This is a genomic window from Solidesulfovibrio carbinoliphilus subsp. oakridgensis (assembly GCF_000177215.2).
GTDB lineage: Bacteria > Desulfobacterota > Desulfovibrionia > Desulfovibrionales > Desulfovibrionaceae > Solidesulfovibrio > Solidesulfovibrio carbinoliphilus.
Genome location: NZ_CM001368.1, coordinates 71,770 through 91,392, shown reverse-complemented (window position 1 = coordinate 91,392; position 19,623 = coordinate 71,770). Strand labels below are relative to the sequence as shown.

Below are 19,623 nucleotides of genomic sequence, written 5' to 3'. Positions count from 1 at the left end.
GTCCAGCTATTCGTTTTCGGGCAGCAGCACGCCCGCTTCGACGATGGGCTCGCTCGGCAACACTTCACCGGCGGCGATCTCGCGAAGGGCGGTGACCACTTCCTTGTTTTTGCACTCGACCAGGGGCTCGTAGCCTTCGCGGTACTGGTGCACACGCTTGATGGCCATCTGCACGATGAGGAAACGGTTGTTGATTTTTTCCAGGCAGTCTTCGACGGTAATGCGCGCCATGCGTTTCTCCTTGCGCGTTGGAAGGGTGCGGCGCCGACCAGATTGGAGTTCGCCACCCTGGTAAGACGTTTTTTTCCGGAGTCAAGGGCAGACCCCATGGCGCCGGACACGACCGGGCCGCTACGACCCAACGCGAAACCGAAGTTTATATTCCAAGACCCGCGACTGCGTCAAGGGGCAAGGTGGGGGCGCCTCCTCCCTGGTAGCGGACGGCCAGCAGGGTGATGTCGTCGGACTGGGGAGCGGTCCCGGCAAAGGCCCGCACCGCCGCGATCACGGCCTCGACCACGATTTTCGGGGCCCGACGGCGCTCGGGCAGGCAGGCCGCAAGCAGCCGGGCTTCGCCGAAAAGCGTGTCCGACGCGTCCATGGCTTCGGTCACGCCGTCGGTATAAAGGACCAGGGTGTCGCCCGGGTCCAGGGTCAGGCTGCCGGTGCGGTAGGCGTACTCGGGCATGGCTCCGAGGACCAGCCCGCCCTGGCGCGGCAAGAATCCCGACTCGCCCGAGGCCCGCAGCACCACCGGCGGATTGTGGCCGGCGTTGGCGTAGCGCAGGGAGCCGGTGCGCACGTCGAGCACGGCGCAAAAGGCGGTGACGAAAAGGCCGGTGTCGTTGCCCTCGGCCAGCTTGGCGTTGACCCGGGCCGCCACTTCGGCCGGGCTCCGGTTGGCCCGGGCATAGGCCTTGAAAAGCGTCATCGTGACGGCCATGACCAGCGACGCCGGCACGCCCTTGCCCGAGACGTCGCCGATGACCAGGAAGATCCGGTCCGCGTCCAGGGCGTAGTAGTCGTAGAAATCGCCGCCCACTTCCTTGGCCGAGTCGAGGACGGCGAAGAGTTCGACTTCCGGCCGGTCCGGGAAGGCCGGGAAGATCCGGGGCACGATGCCCATCTGAATGTCCCGGGCGACACGGAGTTCCCCTTCGATGGCCTCCTTGGCCCGCCGCGTGTCCCGGGCCTCGATGACGTTTCGCATGATGCAGACGAAGACCGCCATGCCGGCGGCGTTGGACACGAGCATGGGCACCACGGCGGCCCGGACCACGGCCAGGGCCGTGTCAAAGGGCTGGCCCAGGGCCAGGCCGGCCAGCATGTGGAAGGCCTCGATGGCGAGGGCCAGGGCCGCGGCCTGGCCCGTGGACGGCAGCCGGCCGTGAAGCCGGGTGTTGACCAGCCCGCCGGCCAGGCCCGCCACCACGGTCGAGAGCACGCAGCCGTGGCAGGTCGGGCCGCCCAGGGTGTAGCGGTGGGCTCCACCGATCAGGCCGGCCCCGAGCCCGGCCAGGGGACCGGCCAGCAGGCCGGCCAGGGCCGGGCCGAGGTCGCGGATGTTGATCACCGACCCGAGGAGCGGGATGCCGGAAAGGGTGCCGTAGATGGAAAAAAGCCCGAAGAGGACGATCACCGCGGCCAGATTCCCGGGCGTGCGCCGGCCGTCGAGGAGTTGGGCGAAAAGCCGCGTCCGGGCCAGCACGTAGGCCAGGACCATGACCACGCACACGCTCTGGAGCAGGCTTATGAGGATCGACAGGTCGTCTTCCACGGCAGCCCCCGGCTAATAGGCCAACTTGCCAAGCGATTTGAGGATCAAGGTCGCGCCCATGGCGAACATGCCCATAAGGCCCATGCCGCAGGAAAACCCGGCCAGGAGAACCGGCGCGTACTGCCGCCACCGCTTCCCGTAGCGCTTGAGGAAATAGTAGCGGCCAAGGAGCGCGCCCACGACTTCGAGAATGAGCCCATGGGGCACGCTCTGCCCGAGCCCGCGCACGATGCCGTAGACCAGGAGCACGGGCAGGCCGAAGATCATAAGGAAGATGTAGGTGACCAGGCCAAGGCCGATGCCTGCGGTCACGTACCAGCCGTTTAGGGCCTGAAAAAAGAGCGAATTGCCCTCCAGGGTCGAGGTCTGCATGAGCAGCGTATTGAGGGCCTGCAGGTGCCACAGCTCCTGGGCGTAGGGGTAGCTGGCCGAGGGGATGGGGGCCAGCTGCCAGATGAACTGGGAGAAAAGCAGGCTTGCCACCATGACCACCGGGAAGACCACGATCTCGGCCTTGATGATGCCGCGAAGGCTGGTGCCGGTCAGCTCGATCTCGCGGAAATCGACCGTCGCCTTGCCGTAGTTGTGGATGGGGATGGGGGCGTACCAGATCTCGATGCCCTGGTAGCCGAAAAACCGGGCCCCGGCGATGAAGCTGGCCTCGCGCACCAGGGGGAGGCTCACGAACTGGCCGGCGATGCCCTCCATCCGGGCCGTGATGTAGGAGATGACCGGGGTGTAGAGGAAGCCGTAGAGCACGAAAAAGAGCCAGGGGAACTGGGGCACGAGAAAGAGGCACATGCCGACGTAGGACAGGGTGGAAAAGACGTAGATGGCGATGGAAACCCAGAAGTTGATGTCCCCGCGCACCTTGTTGGTGGTGAAAAGGGCCTTGTAGGCCGAGCCCCCCACCCCGCCCTTTCGAAGCGACTTGGCCACCTGCCACACGCCGATGACGCCGATGGCCAGGCCAAGGCCGATGCCAAAGGACATGTAGAAGTCGAAGTTGTTGGCAAAGACCGTCTCCACCGTGCCCATGCCCTGGCGCCAGCGGTGGAGGATGCCGTGCTGGTAGAGCATGGGGTTGGCGACGAACGTGATGGCAAGGCCGGCCAGGCCGCCGATGACGGCCCAGAAGGGCAGGACCATGCCGGTGAAGACCAGGCCCAGGTCGAGCTGGATGCCCGTGGCCACGGCCGGCAGCCACTGTTCGGTGTTGCGGGTGAAATCGGCCCAGGGAATGGGCAGGAGCCTGACCGGCTCGGTGAAGACCAGACCCGAGACCACGGGGAAAAGCACGTAGACGGCCCCGAAGGCCAGGCCTATCATGCCGCCGATGGAAAAGACCCGCCACTTCCAGCCGGTCTTTCTGTCCTCGGTGGATTCGGCCAGGGCCATGGTGCCGAGGGCCCCGACCGGGGCCATGGGAAAGGGCAGCTTCTCCACGTCGGAGGTGATGCGGTAGAGGGCGTAGCCAAGCCCGAAGTGGTCGATGCGCTGCACGATCTGGGAGCCGACCAGGAGCAGGATCGGCACCAGCCAGTCCCGGTGGAAAAAGGTGCGCGCCACCAGGGATTCGGATTCGGGCCCAGGCGCGATCCAGGTCGGGATGAGGTCGGTCAGGCCCAGCATCTTGGCCGCGTCGGACTGGACCAGGTACTGGCTCCAGAGCAGGCCGTGAAACGGCGAGGCCATGGCCGCGCCGGCCATGTAATAGAGGAGGAAGATCTCCTGCTGCTTGAGCTCGGTGTAGGCCCGCTTGGCGATCTCGGCGAAGAGGATGATGGTGACCCACCGGGCGGCCGGGCCGATGCCCGTGCCGATGACCAGTTGCAGGTACATGCTGCCCGGCATCATGAGAAAGCCGATGAAGACCGCGCCGACGATGGTCTTCCAGTCGAAGCCCTCTTCGAAGTGGGTGGGGGCCGGGAGCAGGTCCCGGTATTCGGCCAACTCTTTGTCGTCGTACATCGGCCCGTCCTGGTGTCGTGTTCGTGTGCAGGAAACCGGGGCTCCGCCCCGGACCCCGCCGGGGGGAATCATTCCCCCCGGTCCCCCCGTCCTGTCGGCGCCTCGTGCTCAGTTGGGCAGCACGAGATAGCTCTGCCCGGTCCACAGGCCAATGAGCGCGAACACCCCGCCCATCAGGAAATCCCCAAGAATAAGGCCCACGAAAAGGAGCCGCACCCGCTTCATGAGCACGATGCCGCCGTAGCGCAGGGTCAGGTGGTTGCAGAGCCACCCCAGGAAAAAGGAGAACCACATGATGCGCATGGCCGAGGAATACATGGTCAGGTAGCCGATGGGGTGGATCGGCCACCAGTAGAACCGCTGGTAGGCCACGACCAGGGCGAACATGACGGCCGCGCCGAGGATGGTGTAGCCGATGATGACCTTGTTGGCCCCGGCCGGCGCCTCGATCAGGCGCTGGACGTTCTCGTAGGTGGAGCTCACCGTCTGGGTCTCCCAGTCCACTTGCAGGTCGCGAAGCCCGTACTTGTGGCACACGGCCAGCATGGCCGCAAACGACACGACCACGGCCAGCCCCAGGGCGACGAGGATGGCGGCCAGATAGAGGGGCTTGGGGCGCCTGCCCTCCCCCACCTTGGCCGCGTGGAAAAGCGACGGCAAAAGCGATTCGCGAAGGTCGACGAAAAGCATCTTCTGCATGACCGCGGCCATAAGGAGCGCCATGCGGCTCAAAAACCCGGACCCGAGAAAGGCCAGCAACCCGTCGGTCGGGGCGGCGGTCAGGGTGAAATAGGCGATGCCGCCCTGGCAGATGATGCGGCTGGCCACCAGCATGACCATGAAAAAAGTGCCCAAAAGGAGCACGGCCTGGAAGAGCGGCATGCCAAAGGAGACGCTCCAGGCGGTCAGCGCCGCGCCGCCGAGGAAAAGCCCCCACAGGGAGGTGGGGGCCCCCACCCACTCGGCCTCGTCGGCCGGCCGCAGCCGGAACCGGGCCGCATCCCGGGCCGTTTCCCATAGATGGTGGCGGGCCAGCCACAGGAGGAACAGGAAAAAGACGCCGTAGGCCCCGAGCATCTGGGTTTCCTCGGGTGTGGTCAGGGTCGGGCCGAAGGTGACGCCCAGGGCCGAAGACGGCACCTGCTGGCCGATCAGTTCCAAGAACCCGTAAAAAAGGCCGCCCCCCAGGAAAAACACCCAGAAGCTCAAGGAAATCTGCCGGGCCGTCAGATAGGCGAAGCCGACAAAGGCCGGATAGAAGTAGATCTTGAGCTTGGTGAACCCGGAAAAAAGCCCGGTTTTCGGAAAATACGGCCCGGCCAGGATCAGCGTCGGAATCTGGGGCACCGACGGGTCGTAGAAACCAATGCCGTTTATGGTGTGGAGGAGCACGCTTACAAGCAGGCCCGACAGCAGGAACCGGTCGGTCAGGAAAGCGGCCAGCCCGCCCTGGTCCACGGCGTCGGTCAGCATCTCCGGCAGGCGCAGGAGCGGAAAATTCATGCGCTCGTTGGAGATCCACTGCCGAGCGAAAAGATTGGTCAGGCACAGGAGCACGAAATAGCAAAGCCCGATGAAAACGCCCCACACGGCCAGGGGACCGGCCCAGGCCGCCCAGGGAATGGCGGCCAGCACCTGGCCCCAGCCCATGGTGTAGCCGCCGGCAAGGCCGCTATAAAGCGTCTCCACGGCCTCGGGATCGGTCGGATACCAGCCCTTGGGCAGAAGCGGCGCCAGCACGGCGTTCCACTGGTTGCCTTCGCTGGCGAAATGCAGCGGCGCGGTCAGGTTGATGAAAAAGGTCCGGGCCAGCCCCGTGTGGGCCACGCCCGAGACCACGACCATGAGCATCCAGCACACGAGCAGGTCCGTGCCGGACAGGACGGCCCGGCCGCGCGCCAGACGGCCGAGGCCGGCGGCCAGCAGGGTCAGCCAGGCCAGCAGGAAAAACGGGGCCAGGGGAAAATGGCCGCCGCCAAGGGGGGTCGCGCCGTAGTAGAGGTTGTTGAGCGGCGTGACGGCGCAGACAGCCAGGCCAAGGACGAGGCCAAGGCCCACGGCCCGCTTGCGGATCCGCCGGGGAACCGGCCGGGAGGCCGGGCGGGAAGGCGCCCCGGGAGCCGTTTGGGAAGCCGCCTGGGATGCCGTCTCGGATGGCATGTGGGGAGCCGTCATGCCCGCTCCTCCCCCGCCGGCCGGCCGTCGTGGAGCCTGGCGTTGTAGTCGTTGACCACCTTGTCCTCGTAGGCCGTGCGCACGGATTCCTCAAGGGACCGCCAGATCAAAAGCTGCTTGCGCAGGTCGTTTAAAAAGCCCTTGTTGAGCCGCTTCCACATGCCGGCCTCGCCGGCCTGGCGCGTCAGTTCCACATCGATTTCCATGTAGCCGGGCGTCTCCTCGGCCGGAATAAAATAGATGGTCACGGCCTGCTTGATGCCGAAATCAAAGGGCGCCAGCCAGACCGTGGCCGAAAGCCGCATGCAGGCTTTGAGGTCGCAGAACTCCGGATGGCGTTCCTTGGGATGCGGGTTCGCGCCCGGCCCGTCCCAGGGGCACTCGAACACGTAGTCCACGTCGGCCGTGGCAAAGAGGCCGTGGGACACGTCCTGGTGGGTCCGGTAGTAGTCGAAAAGAAACCCGCCGGCGCACTCCTGTTCCCGGACCCGGACCAGAAACGGCAGCCGGGTCTTGATGGTCCCGTCCACGGGATCGGGCAGGGACCAGGACCGGTTGACGTCCGGGATGGCGATCTGGCTGGCCACCCGGGACGGGTAGAGGACCGAGAGGAGCACCACGCCGATGACCAAGAGCATGGCCGCCACCCCGGCCATGGAGGAATAGTTGGCCGTCATGCCGGCCCAGAGGCTGGTGCCGGAAAGAAGTCCGGCCGAGATCTGGGCCAACAGATAGCCAAGGACGACGCTGATGACGGCAAAGGCCAGCGCCTCGGCGATGAAGAGAAACGAGACGTGGGACGGGGCCAGCCCCACGGCGGTATAGACGCCGATCTCGCGCTTTCGTTCGTAGACCGCGCCGATCATGGTGTTAAGGACGATGAGGACCGAGATGACCAGGGGCACCAGGATGTTGGGCACCCCGGCATAGCCCAGGGCGTCGCCGGAATGGTAGACGAAGACCCCGCCCGGCTGTCCGGAAAAGACGGCCAGGCCGAACCGGTCGGCCAGGGCCCCGGCCATGGCCGAGCCGTCGTCGGCCTGCACCTTGCCCATGGCCAGCCGGTCGGCCGGCGGGGCAACGACCACGGACTTGAGTTGGCCGCCGAGGCCGACCAGGGTCTCGTAGGGCACGACCACGGTCAGGTCGTCGTCGATGTGCTGGTAGCGGCTCTGGGTGGTCTTGATGTCCTCGCCCGTGTCCGCGGCCTCCTTTTCGGCTTCCGAGACCTCGACCGAGGCTTCCGACGGATAGACCACCGGGGTCACGGATTCGCCGTCCAGGTCCACCCGCTCATCCAGGGCGTTTTTGCGGAAAAGCCCGGCCACGGTGAAGGGCCGGCCGAAAAAGATGACCGTGTCGCCGGGCCCGACCCCCAGGCGCTCGGCCATGGGACCCGGAAGCAGGACCGCGTCGCGCTCGCCCGGGGCGAACCAGCGGCCGGCGGTCAAAAGCCCGCGCAGCCGGCCGATCTGCTGTTCCTCGGACGAAAGGCCCAGAAAGCTCTGCACGGTTTCGGCCTTCCCGCCGGCCCGGATGCTGGTGGCCGGGGAAAGCGTCTTTTCCGGCAACTCCAGCCAGGCCAGGGGGGCCACCACGTCGCCGCTGCCGGCGTAGGCGTCGCGGACCACGGACAGGGCCTCGGGCGGCAGGGTACGCCAGCCCACGTTTTTAAGGAGCACGCCCCGGTAGGGCGCCACGTCGGCGAACTTGGCCGCGCCCTCCTCGCGGCTCGATTTGACGCTCGTGAAACTCATGATGGTAAAGGTCAGGATGATGAGCGTCAGGCAGGTGAGCGCGGTGCGGACCTTTCTGCGGCGCAGGTTGCTGACCCCGATGACGAAGGCGGCGGCAAAGGCGCGCATGCCGCCGATTTCGGACGATTTGACGTGGGAGGCCCGCCGCTGGAGCGCCGTCATCTCCCGCTCGAAGCGCATGAAGATGATGAGCGCCACCATGACCGACAGGCCGAGGATGAAAAAGGCCAGGATGACCACCAGCGGGCTGTAGGTCAGTTTGAAGGCCGGGTGGACCTCGTAGACCACGGCGATGACCGCGGCCAGGATGCCGAGAAAGGCCGCGATGCGCTTGTGGATGTCCGCGAAGTTGAAGACCACCCGCTCCACGCAGTAGGCGAAGGGAATGAAAAGGGCGATGTAGAAAAGGACGCCCAGGAGCACGTCGCGCTGGGTCTTTTCCACGTCGTTGTAGACCCGCACGGCCAGCCCCCAGCTCGACCGGGCGGAAGCGACCATGGCGTCGTAGCGCCGGGCCTCGCCGTCGGCCACGGCCTTGGCGTAGAGGGCCCGGCCGCGCTCCTCGATGTCGCGGATGCGGTGGCTGACGATGCCGTGGTCCTCCAGGTTCTTGACGCGCGGCCGCAACAGCTCCCACATGTCCCTGGCGCCGAGGAGTTCGGTCACCGGCAGCACGGGCCAGGCGTCGATGAGATAGCCGGTGCCGGCCGGGTCCCTGGGCGTGGCATTGAGCAGGATAAGCTTTCGGGCCAGGACGGTATCGGACAGGATGGCCTTGAACGGCGTGCCGGGTTCGAGGAAAAGCGACACGATGGTGGAATCGAGCGTGTCCAGGCGGCTGAACCAGGACCGCATGGGCGGAGCCTCGCGCCGGGCGTCGAGCAGGTCGATGCGGGTGAAGTAGCGGAAGGTCCGGGGGTCGAAGGCGGAGAAAAGCGAGGTCTGCTCGCAGCCGAACATGATCAGGTCGGTTTCCATGGCGTTGCGGTTCATCTTGACCCGATACGCGTCCTTGCCGGTCTGCTTCTTGTCGATGGCCCACACGGCCGCACCGGTGTCCGGGTCGAAACGGAAGCCCTCGATCACGGCCTTGTCGAGCACATACTTCTTGTTGGCCAGCCCCTGGACCCGAAAGCCCCCCTTGGCGTCGGTCACGGCGTAGAACCGGGTCTTGCCCTGGTAGACGCAAAGGACGGTGCCCGGGGCCGGGCGCTCGGGGAAAAGCTCACCCTGGCGAATGAAGTTGACCCGGCCGGTGAGCGTCGAAAAGACGTTTCGCGGCCGCTTCTCCCCGACTTCGAACCCGGGCGAGGCCATGGCGGCCGCGACGTCCGAGACGAACCGGGCCTGGCGGCCGAGAGCGGCGAAATCCACCCGGTCCGGGGTGTCGGCCGGCGTGCCCCAGAGAAGCCGGGCATCGCCCGTGGTCGCGAGCGTCAGACCAAGGACGCCGGCGATGTTGCCGATCTCGCCGCCAAGGGGCGGCCGGTCGGGCAAAAGCCCCTGCCACGGGTGCTGGCGGTCCTCGCGCATGCCGTCGCGGTAGTAGCCGGCCGGCAGGCCGCCGGCGCTTGCCGCCTCTTCGGCCGCGCGGGCCAGGGACCGGTTGATGCGGCCGTAGGCCTGGCCCGGCTTGACGTCGGGTTTGACATCAAAGGCGAAGCCCTCCGAAAAGCTTCCCACCCCGTCGCCGTGGCTGGAAAGGAACAGCGAGGCCTGGGCCACGATGTCCCGGTCGCCGACGAGCTTGCGCAGGTCCCGGGCGCTGCCTACGCACCGCTCCTCGGCCTCGGCCGAGGCCCTGGCCGCCCGGAGCCGGGCCGTGGCCGAGGGGATGAGGGCCAGCAGTTCGGCGGCCTCGCCCGGGGCGATGGCGGCAAGGTCCTCGCGCCACATGAGCCGCCGCAGCCCGGCCTGGCGCGCGGCCAGGGCCTCGATGGCGGCCGCGTCCTTTTCGCCCGGGGCCAGGCGCAGGCGCATGAGCCGGGTGGTGACGCCGTCCACTTCGTCCTTGAGGCTCTCGACCAGGGCGGCCCGGACGCCGGGTGCGTCGAGGGGCGCCGGCCCTGCCCCCTGGTCCGACGACGGAGCCTGGCCGCGGAGCCCGGAGACGCCGGCCGCACCCAGGCGGCCGAGGCCGGCCAGGGTGTCGTCGATCTTTTGGATGTCGTCTTTGAGTTCCCGGGCCTGGCCGCGCAGGTCCTTGCCCTTGGCCCGAAGGGCGGCGTAGAATTCGCGCAGCCCGGCCAGGGACTGGGCATGGCCGGAGGTGGCGACCAGGAGCGTCGGCCGGGCCGGCGGCGTGGCGGCCAGCCGGCGGGCCAGGTGCAAAAGCGTCGCCACCGAGGCGGCCTCGTCGGCGCCGGGGGCGTGGCCCGGGGCATAAGCCGTGGCGTCGTAGGGAGCCTCGATGACGAGCAGCTCGCCGGCCAGGGCCGGGTCGGTGCCGGGGAAAAGGAGGTGCACGTTGCTGGCCACGGCCGGCTCCCAGGCGGCCCGGGCCGTGAGCGTTGCCACGGGTCCGCCGGGATCGCCGGAGAGGGAGGCGTAGTCGCCGAGCAGCGACCGGGCCGCCGCGGCCGTCATCAGAAACCTCGGGAACCGGACCGGGGTCAGTTCGAACTTGTCCCGGAACCGGCCGGCGTCGGCCGGCTGGTCCGGGCCGCCCGCATCGATGTAGACGAGGGCCTTGGCCCCGAGTTCGGCCGCGGCCTGCCAGTTGCGTCCCGAAGCCAGGTCCATGAGCACGATGGATCCGTCCGGGAGTTTGCCGTTGAAATCGCGGTACTCGCCGCCGCCGGCCCAGACGAGCGGTCCGGTCAGGCCGGCCGGGGGCACGGCCCCGGGGGTCAGGGCGTTTAAGGCCAGCGGGGCGAGGGCCGACTGACCACCGGCGGCCACGGCCGACTGTCCATCAACGGCCACGGCCGACTGCCCATCAGCGGCCACGGCCGGTTGTCCATCAGCGGCCACGGCCGCTTGGCCACCACCGGCCACGGCCGCTGGGGCGCCACCGGACACGGCCAGGGCGGCCGGACCGTGGGCCATGACCGGCACCTGGTAGTACAGCCGCCCCACTTCGCCCGCCCCGAGCCCCCGGAAAAAGCCCTCCACCGCGTCCGCCGCCGTGCGGCAGCCGGCCGTGCCCGTCAGCCGGCCGCCCAGGCCGGCCAGTCCGGTCGCGACCGTGCGCTCGAAGGCCCCCTCGCCGTCCGGGGCAGCCAGCCAGGCCGCAGCCAGGGCCGCCCCGGCCGGGTCCGCCGTCCCAGCCGCCTCGGCGGCGCCGGCCCTGGTCCGCTTGGCCACGGCCGGCCCGGCCCACAGGACCAGGACGGCACAGGCGGCCAAGGCCAGAAAAAAGGCCCCCAGGCGCGCGAGGCGGGCGTTTCGGACGAAGGGAGTGCTGGCGTCCTGCATGCCGGCCTATTCCTCTTTGGTCCCGATGGTTCCGACGGAAATGTTGAGCTGGTCGCGTTCCTCGATCTTGTCGATGCGGCCGTCCCGGATCCAGACCACGCGGTCGGAGACGTTGAGCATTTTGTAATCGTGGGTGGCCGAGATGACCGTGACCCCGCGCTCGCTGCTCAGGCGCTTAAGGAGCGTGATGATCTCCTCGCCGGTCGTGAGGTCGAGGTTGCCGGTCGGCTCGTCGGCCAGGATGATGGCCGGCGTGTTGGCGAGCGACCGGGCGATGGCCACCCGCTGCTGCTGGCCGCCGGAAAGCTCCTGGGGCTTGTGGGCGTGCCGCTCGCGCAACCCGACCAGGGCCAGGAGCCCGAGCCCCTTTTCGGCGGCCTCGTCCTGGGACACGCCGGCGAAGGTCATGGGCAGGGTGACGTTTTCGAGCGCCGTCATGACCTGGATCAGGTTGAACGTCTGGAAGATGTAGCCGATCTTGCGGTTTCGCAGCCAGGCCAGCTCGTAGGCGTCGAGCTGGGCGATGTCCACCTCGTCGATGAAGACCTTGCCCGAAGAGGGCTTGTCGAGGCCGCCGATCATGTTAAAAAGCGTGGACTTGCCAGACCCCGACGGCCCCATGATGGACAGGTATTCCCCGGCCCTGATGGTCAGGTCCACGCCGCGAAGGGCCGTCACCACCTGGCTGCCCATGGTGAAGGTCTTGGCCACGCCGGATACCCGGACAATGTTGTGCGCCTCGGCCATGTCCCGCCATCCCCCTCGTTTGGTCGCTTATGCCGCCCAAATGGCCGGTTCCGTCACTCCTGGGCCCGCATGGCCTCCACGGGCCGCATCCTGGCGGCCACCACCGCCGGGTAGACCACGCCCAAAAGGCTCAACCCCGCGCCCACGGCCATGGAAACCAGCATGACCCGGCCGAGGCCGGCCACGGACACCTGGGCCACGGCCGCGGTGCCGTACCGGACAAGGCCCGCAAGCAGGCCGACGCCAATGCCGGCCACGGCCCCGACCAGGGACCCGGCCAGCCCCTGCACCCCGGCTTCAAGCAGAAAAAGGCGCAGGATGAACCGGTCCAGGGCGCCCAGGCACTTCATGGTGCCGATCTCCCGGAACCGCTCGGTCACGGCCATGAGCTGGGCGTTCACGATGCCGACCGTGCAGACCAGAAGCGACAGGATGACGATCCAGCGCTCCTTGGGCCCGGCCCCGAGCCGGGCGGCCTCGGCAGCGGCCTGCCCGGCCGGCGGCGCCATGGCCGGCAGGTCGAACCCGGCTTCGATGAGCGCCGCGCGAAGGGCCGGGTCGCCGGAACGCAAAAGCCCGGCCGCCACCTCGGACCCGGACAGGATGAAGCTCAGAAAGGCCACGGCCAAAACGAGGCTGGCCACCGTGACCATGGAGCGGAAAAACCGGACCCGGATGCTTTTGAGGCTTATCTCCAAGGACATGCGAAAGGGCAGGACCACCTGCCGGGCGATCCTGGCCTTTTTCGCGGAAGCCGGGGGGCCGGGCAACGGAGGCCCGGAAGACGATGGGCCCGGGGTGGGAAGACCCGAAGCGGCTTTCTTGGCCCCGTTTGCGTGCGGCATGTGACAAAACCCGTTTCCGGCTCCCGCGCCGGTGCCTCCCCTCTCCCCGGCAGGGGAAGAGGGCTTCCTTGCGTGTCTGACAGAAAGCACGCCCCTTGCCAAGGCGCAAGACCTCGGCCGGGGCGGGCCGGAAAGCCGGGGCCTATTTCTTGGGGCGGCGCTTGGGAATCTCGATGCCGTACTTCTGGATCTTGTAGTTGAGGGCCCGCCGGCTGACGCCTAAAAGCGGCGCGGCCGCCTTCTGGACCCAGTTCGCCTGCTCCAGGGCCCGGACGATGGCCGTTTTCTCGCTTTCGTCCAGGGACAGGGATTCGCCCGCCCGGTCCGGCCCCTTGCCGGCCAGCGGCAGCTGCAGGTCCTTGGGGGCCAGGACGCCGCCGGTGCAAAGGACCACCCCGGCCTCCAGGGCGTTTCGCAGTTGCCGCACGTTGCCGGGCCAGGGGTAGGCCATGAGATAGGCCATGGTCTCGGCCGGCACGGTGACGGGCGGCATGCCCTGGGCGGCGCAGAACTGGCGGGTGAAATGCTCGGCCAGGATGGGAATGTCCTCGCGCCGCTCGCGAAGGGGCGGCACGTTGATGGTCACGACCTTCAGGCGGTAGAGCAGATCCTCGCGAAAGACCCCTTCGGCCACCTGCTCGAAGATGTCGGCGTTGGTGGCCGCGATGACCCGGCAGTCGACCTGGATCTCGCGCACGTCGCCGATGCGCCGGATGCGGTGGTTTTCGAGAAACCGCAGCAGCCGGATCTGCATCTCGGTGGAGATGTTGCCGATCTCGTCCAGAAAAAGCGTGCCCTGGTTGGCCTGCTCGATGAGCCCCTTCTTGTCCTTGACCGCGTGGGTAAAGGAGCCCTTGACGTGGCCGAAGAGTTCGGACTCCAGGAGGCCGGCCGGGGTCGAGCCGCAGTCGACCGTGACCAGGGGGCCGTTTTTGCGCGGGCTTCGGCGGTGGATCAGGTTGGCCACCAGCTCCTTGCCGGTGCCGGATTCGCCAAGGACCAGGACGTTGACGTCGCGGGGGGCCACCCGCTCGATCATGGCGGCCAGGTCGCGCATGGCTTCGCTCTGGCCGACCAGGCCGGACTCGCCGAGGTCCCGCTCCCGGGTGGCGTCGTTGCCGGCCGCCCGGGCGAAGACCTCGGTCACCCGGGTCAGGAGTTCCTGGCCGTCAAAGGGCTTGGTGAGGTAATCCACGGCCCCGTGCTTGATGGCCTCGACCGCGCCGGGGATGCTGCCGTGGGCCGTCAGAAAGATGATGGGGAGCCTTATGCCCCGGCGCTCCATCTCTTCGAGCAGGCGCATGCCGTCCATGCCGGGCATGCGGATGTCGGAGATGACGAGCTTGACCGGGCGCTTGGCCAGGACCTCCAGGGCCTCGGCTCCGTCGCCGGCCGTGACCACGTCGTAGCCGGCCGAGACCAGCCGCACCTCCAGCACCTCCAGGATGTGGGGATCGTCGTCCACGGCGAGGATGGTCTTTCGGGTCTGTGCGGCGCTTTTCATGGGCGTCCCGGGATCGCTTGGGGCTGGTTGCTAGTAATTGGTCAGGCCCTTTTTCTTTTCCTGGATCTGCTGGTGGATGGTTTCCAGGGCCTTGACCTGCTGCTGCAGGCTTTTTTTCACCTGCTCCTCGCGTTCGGCGAGCTTCTTGCCGCAGTCGCGCTCCAGGGTGGTCCGCATCTCCTTGACGGCAAAGGCCGGCTTGAAGGTCCGAAAGGCGGGCAAAAGAAAGCGCGGGTCCTCGCCGCTGCCGCCCGGCGGCGAGGATTTGGCCCAGGCGTCGAGCAGGTCCTGGGCAGTCGACAGTTCGGACTCGCTGCCGGCCTGGGTCAACTTGACCGCGGCCAGGGCGAACATGGCCCGGCGGCGCACGGCCGGATCCGGATTATTGGTCGCGGCTTCCCGCCAAAGGGTTGCGGCGCGCTTGAGCTCGCCGGCGTCATAGGCCCGCACGCCGAGATCGTAGGACGTCAGCCGCCGGTCCGCCCGGGCCGGGGCCTCGGGCGCGACCGCGGGAGCCGCCGCCGGGACCGCCGGCTCGGGCAGCGGGGCCACCGGAGCCGGTTCGTGCCGGGCGCAGCCGAGGCAGGCGGCCAGGGCCAGGCCGCAAACGCCCTGGATCACTTTCTTGCCGTAGAGATGCGACACTTCGTGGGCCATGTCAGATTCTTGCCCCATCCACTGGAATGGTAAAGTAAAACGTACATCCCTTGCCGGGAAGGCTCGACAGCCAGATGTTGCCGCCGTGGGCCTCGACGATGGTCCTGGCGATGGAAAGGCCAAGGCCGATGCCGTCGGTCGTCCGCTTGGTGCGCGCCCCCCGGTAGTACTTGCTGAAGACGTGGGACTGCTCTTCCTCCGGAATGCCGGGACCTTCGTCGGTGATGCTGAAAAGGAGTTTCTGGCCGCCGTCGGCCATTTCCAGGCCGACCAGCACCGACCGTTCGACCGGGGAGAACTTCACGGCATTGCCGATCAGATTGTAGAGCGCCTGGCCGAGAAGCTCCCGGTCCCCCATGACGGACACGATGTCGCGACCGACGCGCGGCGTCAAGCGCAGGTCCTTGGCCTCGGCCGCCGGGCCGGCCTTTTCCAGGGTCTCGCGCAGGAGCTCCTCGGGGTTGAACGTGGTCGGCGACAGGTCCACGATCTGGGAGGCCATGCTCGAGACCTTGAGCAGGCTCGTCAGCATGGTGGAAATCCGCTGCAACTCGTCGCTGGCGATGTCCAGGAACCGCTTCTGGCGCTCGTTGACCTCGCCGAGCACCCGCTCGCGCATGAGGTTGACCGACTCGCGGATGGAGGTCAGCGGCGTGCGGATCTCGTGGCTGACCATGTCGATGAAGTCCGTGCGCATCCGCTCCTCTTCCTTGAGCCGCACCGTCATGTCGTTGAAGGCCGCGCCAAGCTCGCCGAGCTCGTCCTGGGACAGGACCCGGATCGGCTCCAGCCGGCCGTCGCGGGTGTAGGCCCGGATGCCCTTTCGAAGCTCCCGAAGCGGACGGCTGAGCGAATAGGTGAGAAAAAGGATGCCCAAAAGCCCCACGCCGATGGAAATGGCCAGGCCCGACACGCCCCGGCTGACCGCCACCTCGCTGATGCGGAAAAGCTCCCGCATGCCCGATTCCAGGACCCGTTCGTTGTCCTGCCGGGCGCTGACCACGATGCGCATCCACTGGTTCAACTTTTCCTGGTCGATCCACGGTTCCCGGGCCAGGTCCCGGCCCTGGGCCAGGTCGGGAAAGACCTGGCGGAACTCGGCATGCAGCTCTTCCCAGGCGGAAAACCCCTCGTAGCGGAACCACAGGATGCTCCAGATGGCATTTTTGTATTCGTTCAGGGCCGCCAGGAAGTTTTTGCGGTACTCGTCGGAATGGAGGATCTCGAACTTCTTCTGGTTCTCCTCCATGGCCAGCAAGCTGTCCACCAGCCGCTGGGAGATGGACAGGACCTCGAAGCGGACCTTGACGATGTCCCGGGAGATGTTGACCGATTCCTTGATGTAGATCAAAAGCGTCGAGGTGGTGAAGTAGGCCACCACCATGATGCCGATATAGACCACGAGCATCTTGAAAAGGATGCCGTAGTGCTTGATGGGTTTTCGGTACAGATACATGGTCGGCGGTTCTCGGCGGGAAGGGAGGGCCTGGCCGGAAGGGCCGGACGCCCCGCCGCTCCAAAGCTATTTGGCCGCGAAGAGTTCCTGTTCCAGGGCGTGGGGGCGGCGGATGTTGGTCAGCACCAGCCGCTGGCTGCTCGACGCCGTCAAGACCATCTTGCCGTAGCCGAGAAGACCGCCGAAAACCCCGGGCTCGCACTTGACGGACTCGATCTTGCCGATGTCCAGGGAGAAGGTGCCGAAAAGCGCGTCGTCGCACAAAAGGCGCTTGTCCGTGACCCCGATCCGCAGGGTGAAAAAGGAAAAGAGCCGGACCAGGGCCAGAAGCGTCAGCAAGAGGAAAAAGACGTAGCGGAAGACCCAGATGGCGGCGGCGATGATCTTCGGCAGGAATTTTTCAAGTTCTTCCGGGGCCTTGAACTGGGCGAGCTTGAGCAGGGCCGGTTCGCTCGACCACACGGCCACGGCCAGGGCGAAGAGGATCACCGCCTTGGCCAGCACCACCCAGTGCTTGCCGGTCCTGTACCGGATGTCCTCTCCCTCGAAAACGAGGCCCGTAAGGCTCATGGCGCTCCCACCCCCAAACGACGTTGAAACCCCCGCCCGGCCCGTGGGCGCAAGGCGGCGGCAATCCGGGGGCTTATCCGAAATCGCCGTCCAAGGCAAAGGCTTCCTCGGTCCCGGCCTCCGGGCCGGCGCCGGGGCTCAGCCCTGCCCGAAGGCCAGGGCCAGCCCCAGGGCTCCCAGCGCGACAGCGGCGGCCAGGGCCCCGAAAAGGGCCTGGGCCGCGCCGCCCGGCCGGCCCCGCCGATCCACCAGCCAGCCGGCCCCAAGCCCGAGCAAGGCCCCGGACAGGAAGCCGAACAGGTGGCCGGCCAGGTCCACGGCCCCGCCGGCTCCCGGGCCCCCGTCCTCTCCCGGCCCGGCCCCGAGCATGGCCAGGAGCATCAGCGCCGCCCCGGCCGTGGCCGCCCGTTTGGCCGAAAGGGGATTTAGGCGGCTGACGAGCCGCACCCCGCCAAGGACGCCCAAGGCCCCGAAGACCGCGGTGGACGCGCCGAGGAAATGGAGGCCCGGGCCCTGGATGAGCACCTTGGCCACATTGCCCGCCACCCCGGCGCCAAGGGCCAGGGCAAAGCCGAGGCCGACCCCGGTTTCCCGGCACAGAAGCACCAGAAAGAGCGTGCCGCAGGCCGCGTTGCCGAAAAGATGCGCCGGATCGGCGTGCAGGCACAGGGAAGTGACCGCCCGCCACCACTGGCCGGCCAGCATGGCCGCCGAATCGCCGGCCCCGATGTCCCGCCACCGGACGTGACGGCCGAAAAAAGGCGCCCCGCCGAGGAGAAATCCCCAGAATCCGGTCACCACGCCCATCCAGGCCAGGACCGCCAGCCCCACCGGGGGCCGGTCTGGCCCGGCTTCGGGATCGTAGAGGACCACATCGGACCGCTCGGCGGCATAGGCCCGGATTTCGGCCAGCCCCTCCTCGGCCCGGCGGCGCGGCACGTAAAGCCGCCAGCCGCTCCCCTCCCGGCGCAGCACGTGGGGAATGCCGCGCGCGGCCAGCACATAGGCCCATTCCCGGGCCCGTATTTCCGTGGCCGAGACGCGGCCGTCGCCGAGGAGCGCCGGGGTCAGGTCGCGCTGGCCGGGGCGCGGCCACAGGGAGGGACGGCGCCCGGGCACGGACGGCGGGCCGGGCCTCGACGGCCGGGCCGGCGTTTCGGGCGCGTCGGGAGCATCGGGAGCGTCGGGAGGGCCCGACCGGGAATCGCCGGTCATGGCGCCCTCCCCGGCCCGGAGACGACAGTGCGTGCAAACGTCATACGGGCCACGGTATACGACAGAGGGGCGAGAAGGCGCAACGTCGCGCCGGCTCCATTTCCCTTGCGGCCGGGCCCGCCATTTTGATAGAGCCGGGGGCATGAACCGAGAACGCAAGCATTTCTATTCCATCTTCCTGCTTCTGATCCTGGCCGTGGCCCTGGTCATGGCCTATATCGTGCTGCGCCCCTTCGTGGACATCCTTATCATCGGGGTGGTCCTGGCCGCCCTTTTCAAGCCCGTCCAGCGCCGGCTCGACCCCCTGTGCGGCCACCGCCCCACCCTGTCCGCCCTCCTGACCACGGGGCTTATCTTCACGTGCCTCATCATCCCCATCTTCTTTTTCCTGGGCTCGCTCCTGGCCCAGGGCGTCCAGTCGGTCAACGCCCTGCAGCACCAACTGTCCGTCACGGACTTCAACACGCTCTTAAGCCGCGACGCCCTGGCCCCCTACGTGGGCTGGGTCCAGGAGCACCTGCCGTTTCTGGACGTGAAGAAACTGGCCTTCCAGGCCGACCTGCTGGACATCTCCAAAAACGCCGGCCAGCTCCTGCTCGACAGCGGCACCAAGATCGTCGGCAACGTCTTTGTCCTGACCATGAACTTCGTGATCCTCATCTTCGTGCTCTTTTTCCTCATCCGCGACGGCGACGCCATGCTGGCCCAGGCCCGCTACCTCCTGCCGCTGTCCACGGACCAGGAGAACAGGATCTTCCGCCAGCTCGACGACGTGGCCAAGTCCGTGATCCTCGGCGCCTTCGTCATCGCCCTGGCCCAGGGCCTGGCCGGGGGGATCGGGCTTTTCATCGTGGGCATCAACCCCTTTTTCTGGGGCTTCATGATGGGGTTCGCCTCGCTCATCCCGGTGGTCGGCACGGCCATCATCTGGCTGCCGGTCTCGATCTACCTCATGCTGACCGGCGACTGGCAGTGGGGACTTTTCCTGGCCGTCTGGGGGGCGGTGGTCATCTCCAGCATCGATTCCGTCATCCGGCCGCTTTTGATGCAAAACAGGTCCAAGATGTCGACCTTCTGGGTCTTTCTGGCCATCATCGGCGGCATCAAGTTCTTCGGGGCCCTCGGCATCCTCTACGGGCCGCTGATCCTCGGCTTCGCCATGGTCATGCTGACGCTCTACGCCGAGGACTACCGCCACGTGCTGGAGGAACGAAACCTGGTGACCACGCCCGGTCCCGGCCTGGAGACGCCGCTGGCCACGCCGACCCTGATCAAATCCTCCACGGAGCCGCCGGTCCAGTCGCCCGCCTCGCCGCTCATCCAATCGCCCGCGGCACCAGACGGCAAGGACCGTTGACGCGCGCCCCAACGGGCGGTCCTTGCGACTCCCCCCTCGCCCCGCCAAACGCCGGGCCGGCCGTCGCCAGGAAGCGGCGTCCGCCTTTCCGCCCGGCCGGGTGGAAGAGGTGGCCCGGACGCAGGAAAAAACACGGCCCCGCTCCGGAGTTGCCGGAGCGGGGCCGTGCCAGGAA

The 19,623-nt window shown here is 67.6% G+C and carries 13 protein-coding genes; 1 reads left to right on the top strand and 12 read right to left on the bottom strand.

Annotation, left to right across the window (positions count from 1 at the left end):
- Positions 1-6: 6 nt before the first annotated feature.
- The 12 genes from rpoZ to DFW101_RS00315 all read right to left on the bottom strand — a co-directional run bounded on the left by rpoZ (position 7) and on the right by DFW101_RS00315 (position 18,091).
- On the bottom strand, positions 7-231 hold the full coding sequence (rpoZ, locus tag DFW101_RS00370) for a DNA-directed RNA polymerase subunit omega (protein WP_009109062.1): 225 nt from the start codon (positions 229-231) through the stop codon (positions 7-9).
- A gap of 145 nt (positions 232-376) precedes the next feature.
- The gene (locus DFW101_RS00365) at positions 377-1,777 is read right to left on the bottom strand and encodes a PP2C family protein-serine/threonine phosphatase (protein ID WP_009179549.1); all 1,401 of its coding nucleotides are present in this window, start codon (positions 1,775-1,777) and stop codon (positions 377-379) included.
- 12 nt (positions 1,778-1,789) lie between these two features.
- Positions 1,790-3,748, bottom strand: coding sequence for an OPT family oligopeptide transporter (locus tag DFW101_RS00360; RefSeq protein WP_009179548.1), 1,959 nt, complete (start codon positions 3,746-3,748; stop codon positions 1,790-1,792).
- 108 nt (positions 3,749-3,856) lie between these two features.
- A complete protein-coding gene (locus DFW101_RS00355; protein ID WP_009179547.1) occupies positions 3,857-5,923 on the bottom strand; it encodes a DUF6785 family protein in 2,067 nt (688 codons plus the stop codon).
- Positions 5,920-11,097 carry an FtsX-like permease family protein gene (locus tag DFW101_RS00350; protein ID WP_009179546.1) on the bottom strand — a complete coding sequence of 1,726 codons (5,178 nt, stop codon included), beginning with the start codon at positions 11,095-11,097 and terminating at the stop codon, positions 5,920-5,922. Before DFW101_RS00350 ends, DFW101_RS00355 begins: the two co-directional genes overlap by 4 nt.
- Before the next feature lie 6 nt (positions 11,098-11,103).
- Positions 11,104-11,844 carry an ABC transporter ATP-binding protein gene (locus tag DFW101_RS00345; RefSeq protein ID WP_009179545.1) on the bottom strand — a complete coding sequence of 247 codons (741 nt, stop codon included), beginning with the start codon at positions 11,842-11,844 and terminating at the stop codon, positions 11,104-11,106.
- A gap of 53 nt (positions 11,845-11,897) precedes the next feature.
- Positions 11,898-12,548, bottom strand: coding sequence for an ABC transporter permease (locus DFW101_RS00340; RefSeq protein ID WP_232286109.1), 651 nt, complete (start codon positions 12,546-12,548; stop codon positions 11,898-11,900).
- Positions 12,549-12,831: 283 nt separating this feature from the next.
- Positions 12,832-14,193, bottom strand: a complete 1,362-nt coding sequence (locus DFW101_RS00335; RefSeq protein ID WP_009179543.1) for a sigma-54-dependent transcriptional regulator — start codon at positions 14,191-14,193, stop codon at positions 12,832-12,834.
- Positions 14,194-14,223: 30 nt separating this feature from the next.
- Positions 14,224-14,850: a hypothetical protein gene (locus DFW101_RS00330; RefSeq protein ID WP_009179542.1), complete on the bottom strand. Its 627-nt coding sequence runs from the start codon at positions 14,848-14,850 to the stop codon at positions 14,224-14,226.
- A gap of 1 nt (position 14,851) precedes the next feature.
- Complete coding sequence (locus DFW101_RS00325; protein WP_009179541.1) at positions 14,852-16,306, bottom strand: HAMP domain-containing sensor histidine kinase; 1,455 nt, start codon at positions 16,304-16,306, stop codon at positions 14,852-14,854.
- A gap of 66 nt (positions 16,307-16,372) precedes the next feature.
- Positions 16,373-16,876: a PH domain-containing protein gene (locus DFW101_RS00320; protein ID WP_009179540.1), complete on the bottom strand. Its 504-nt coding sequence runs from the start codon at positions 16,874-16,876 to the stop codon at positions 16,373-16,375.
- A gap of 138 nt (positions 16,877-17,014) precedes the next feature.
- Complete coding sequence (locus DFW101_RS00315; RefSeq protein WP_009179539.1) at positions 17,015-18,091, bottom strand: rhomboid family intramembrane serine protease; 1,077 nt, start codon at positions 18,089-18,091, stop codon at positions 17,015-17,017.
- Between the two features lie 142 nt (positions 18,092-18,233).
- Between DFW101_RS00315 and DFW101_RS00310 the strand changes: the two genes are divergently transcribed.
- The gene (locus tag DFW101_RS00310; protein WP_009179538.1) at positions 18,234-19,448 is read left to right on the top strand and encodes an AI-2E family transporter; all 1,215 of its coding nucleotides are present in this window, start codon (positions 18,234-18,236) and stop codon (positions 19,446-19,448) included.
- Positions 19,449-19,623: the final 175 nt, after the last annotated feature.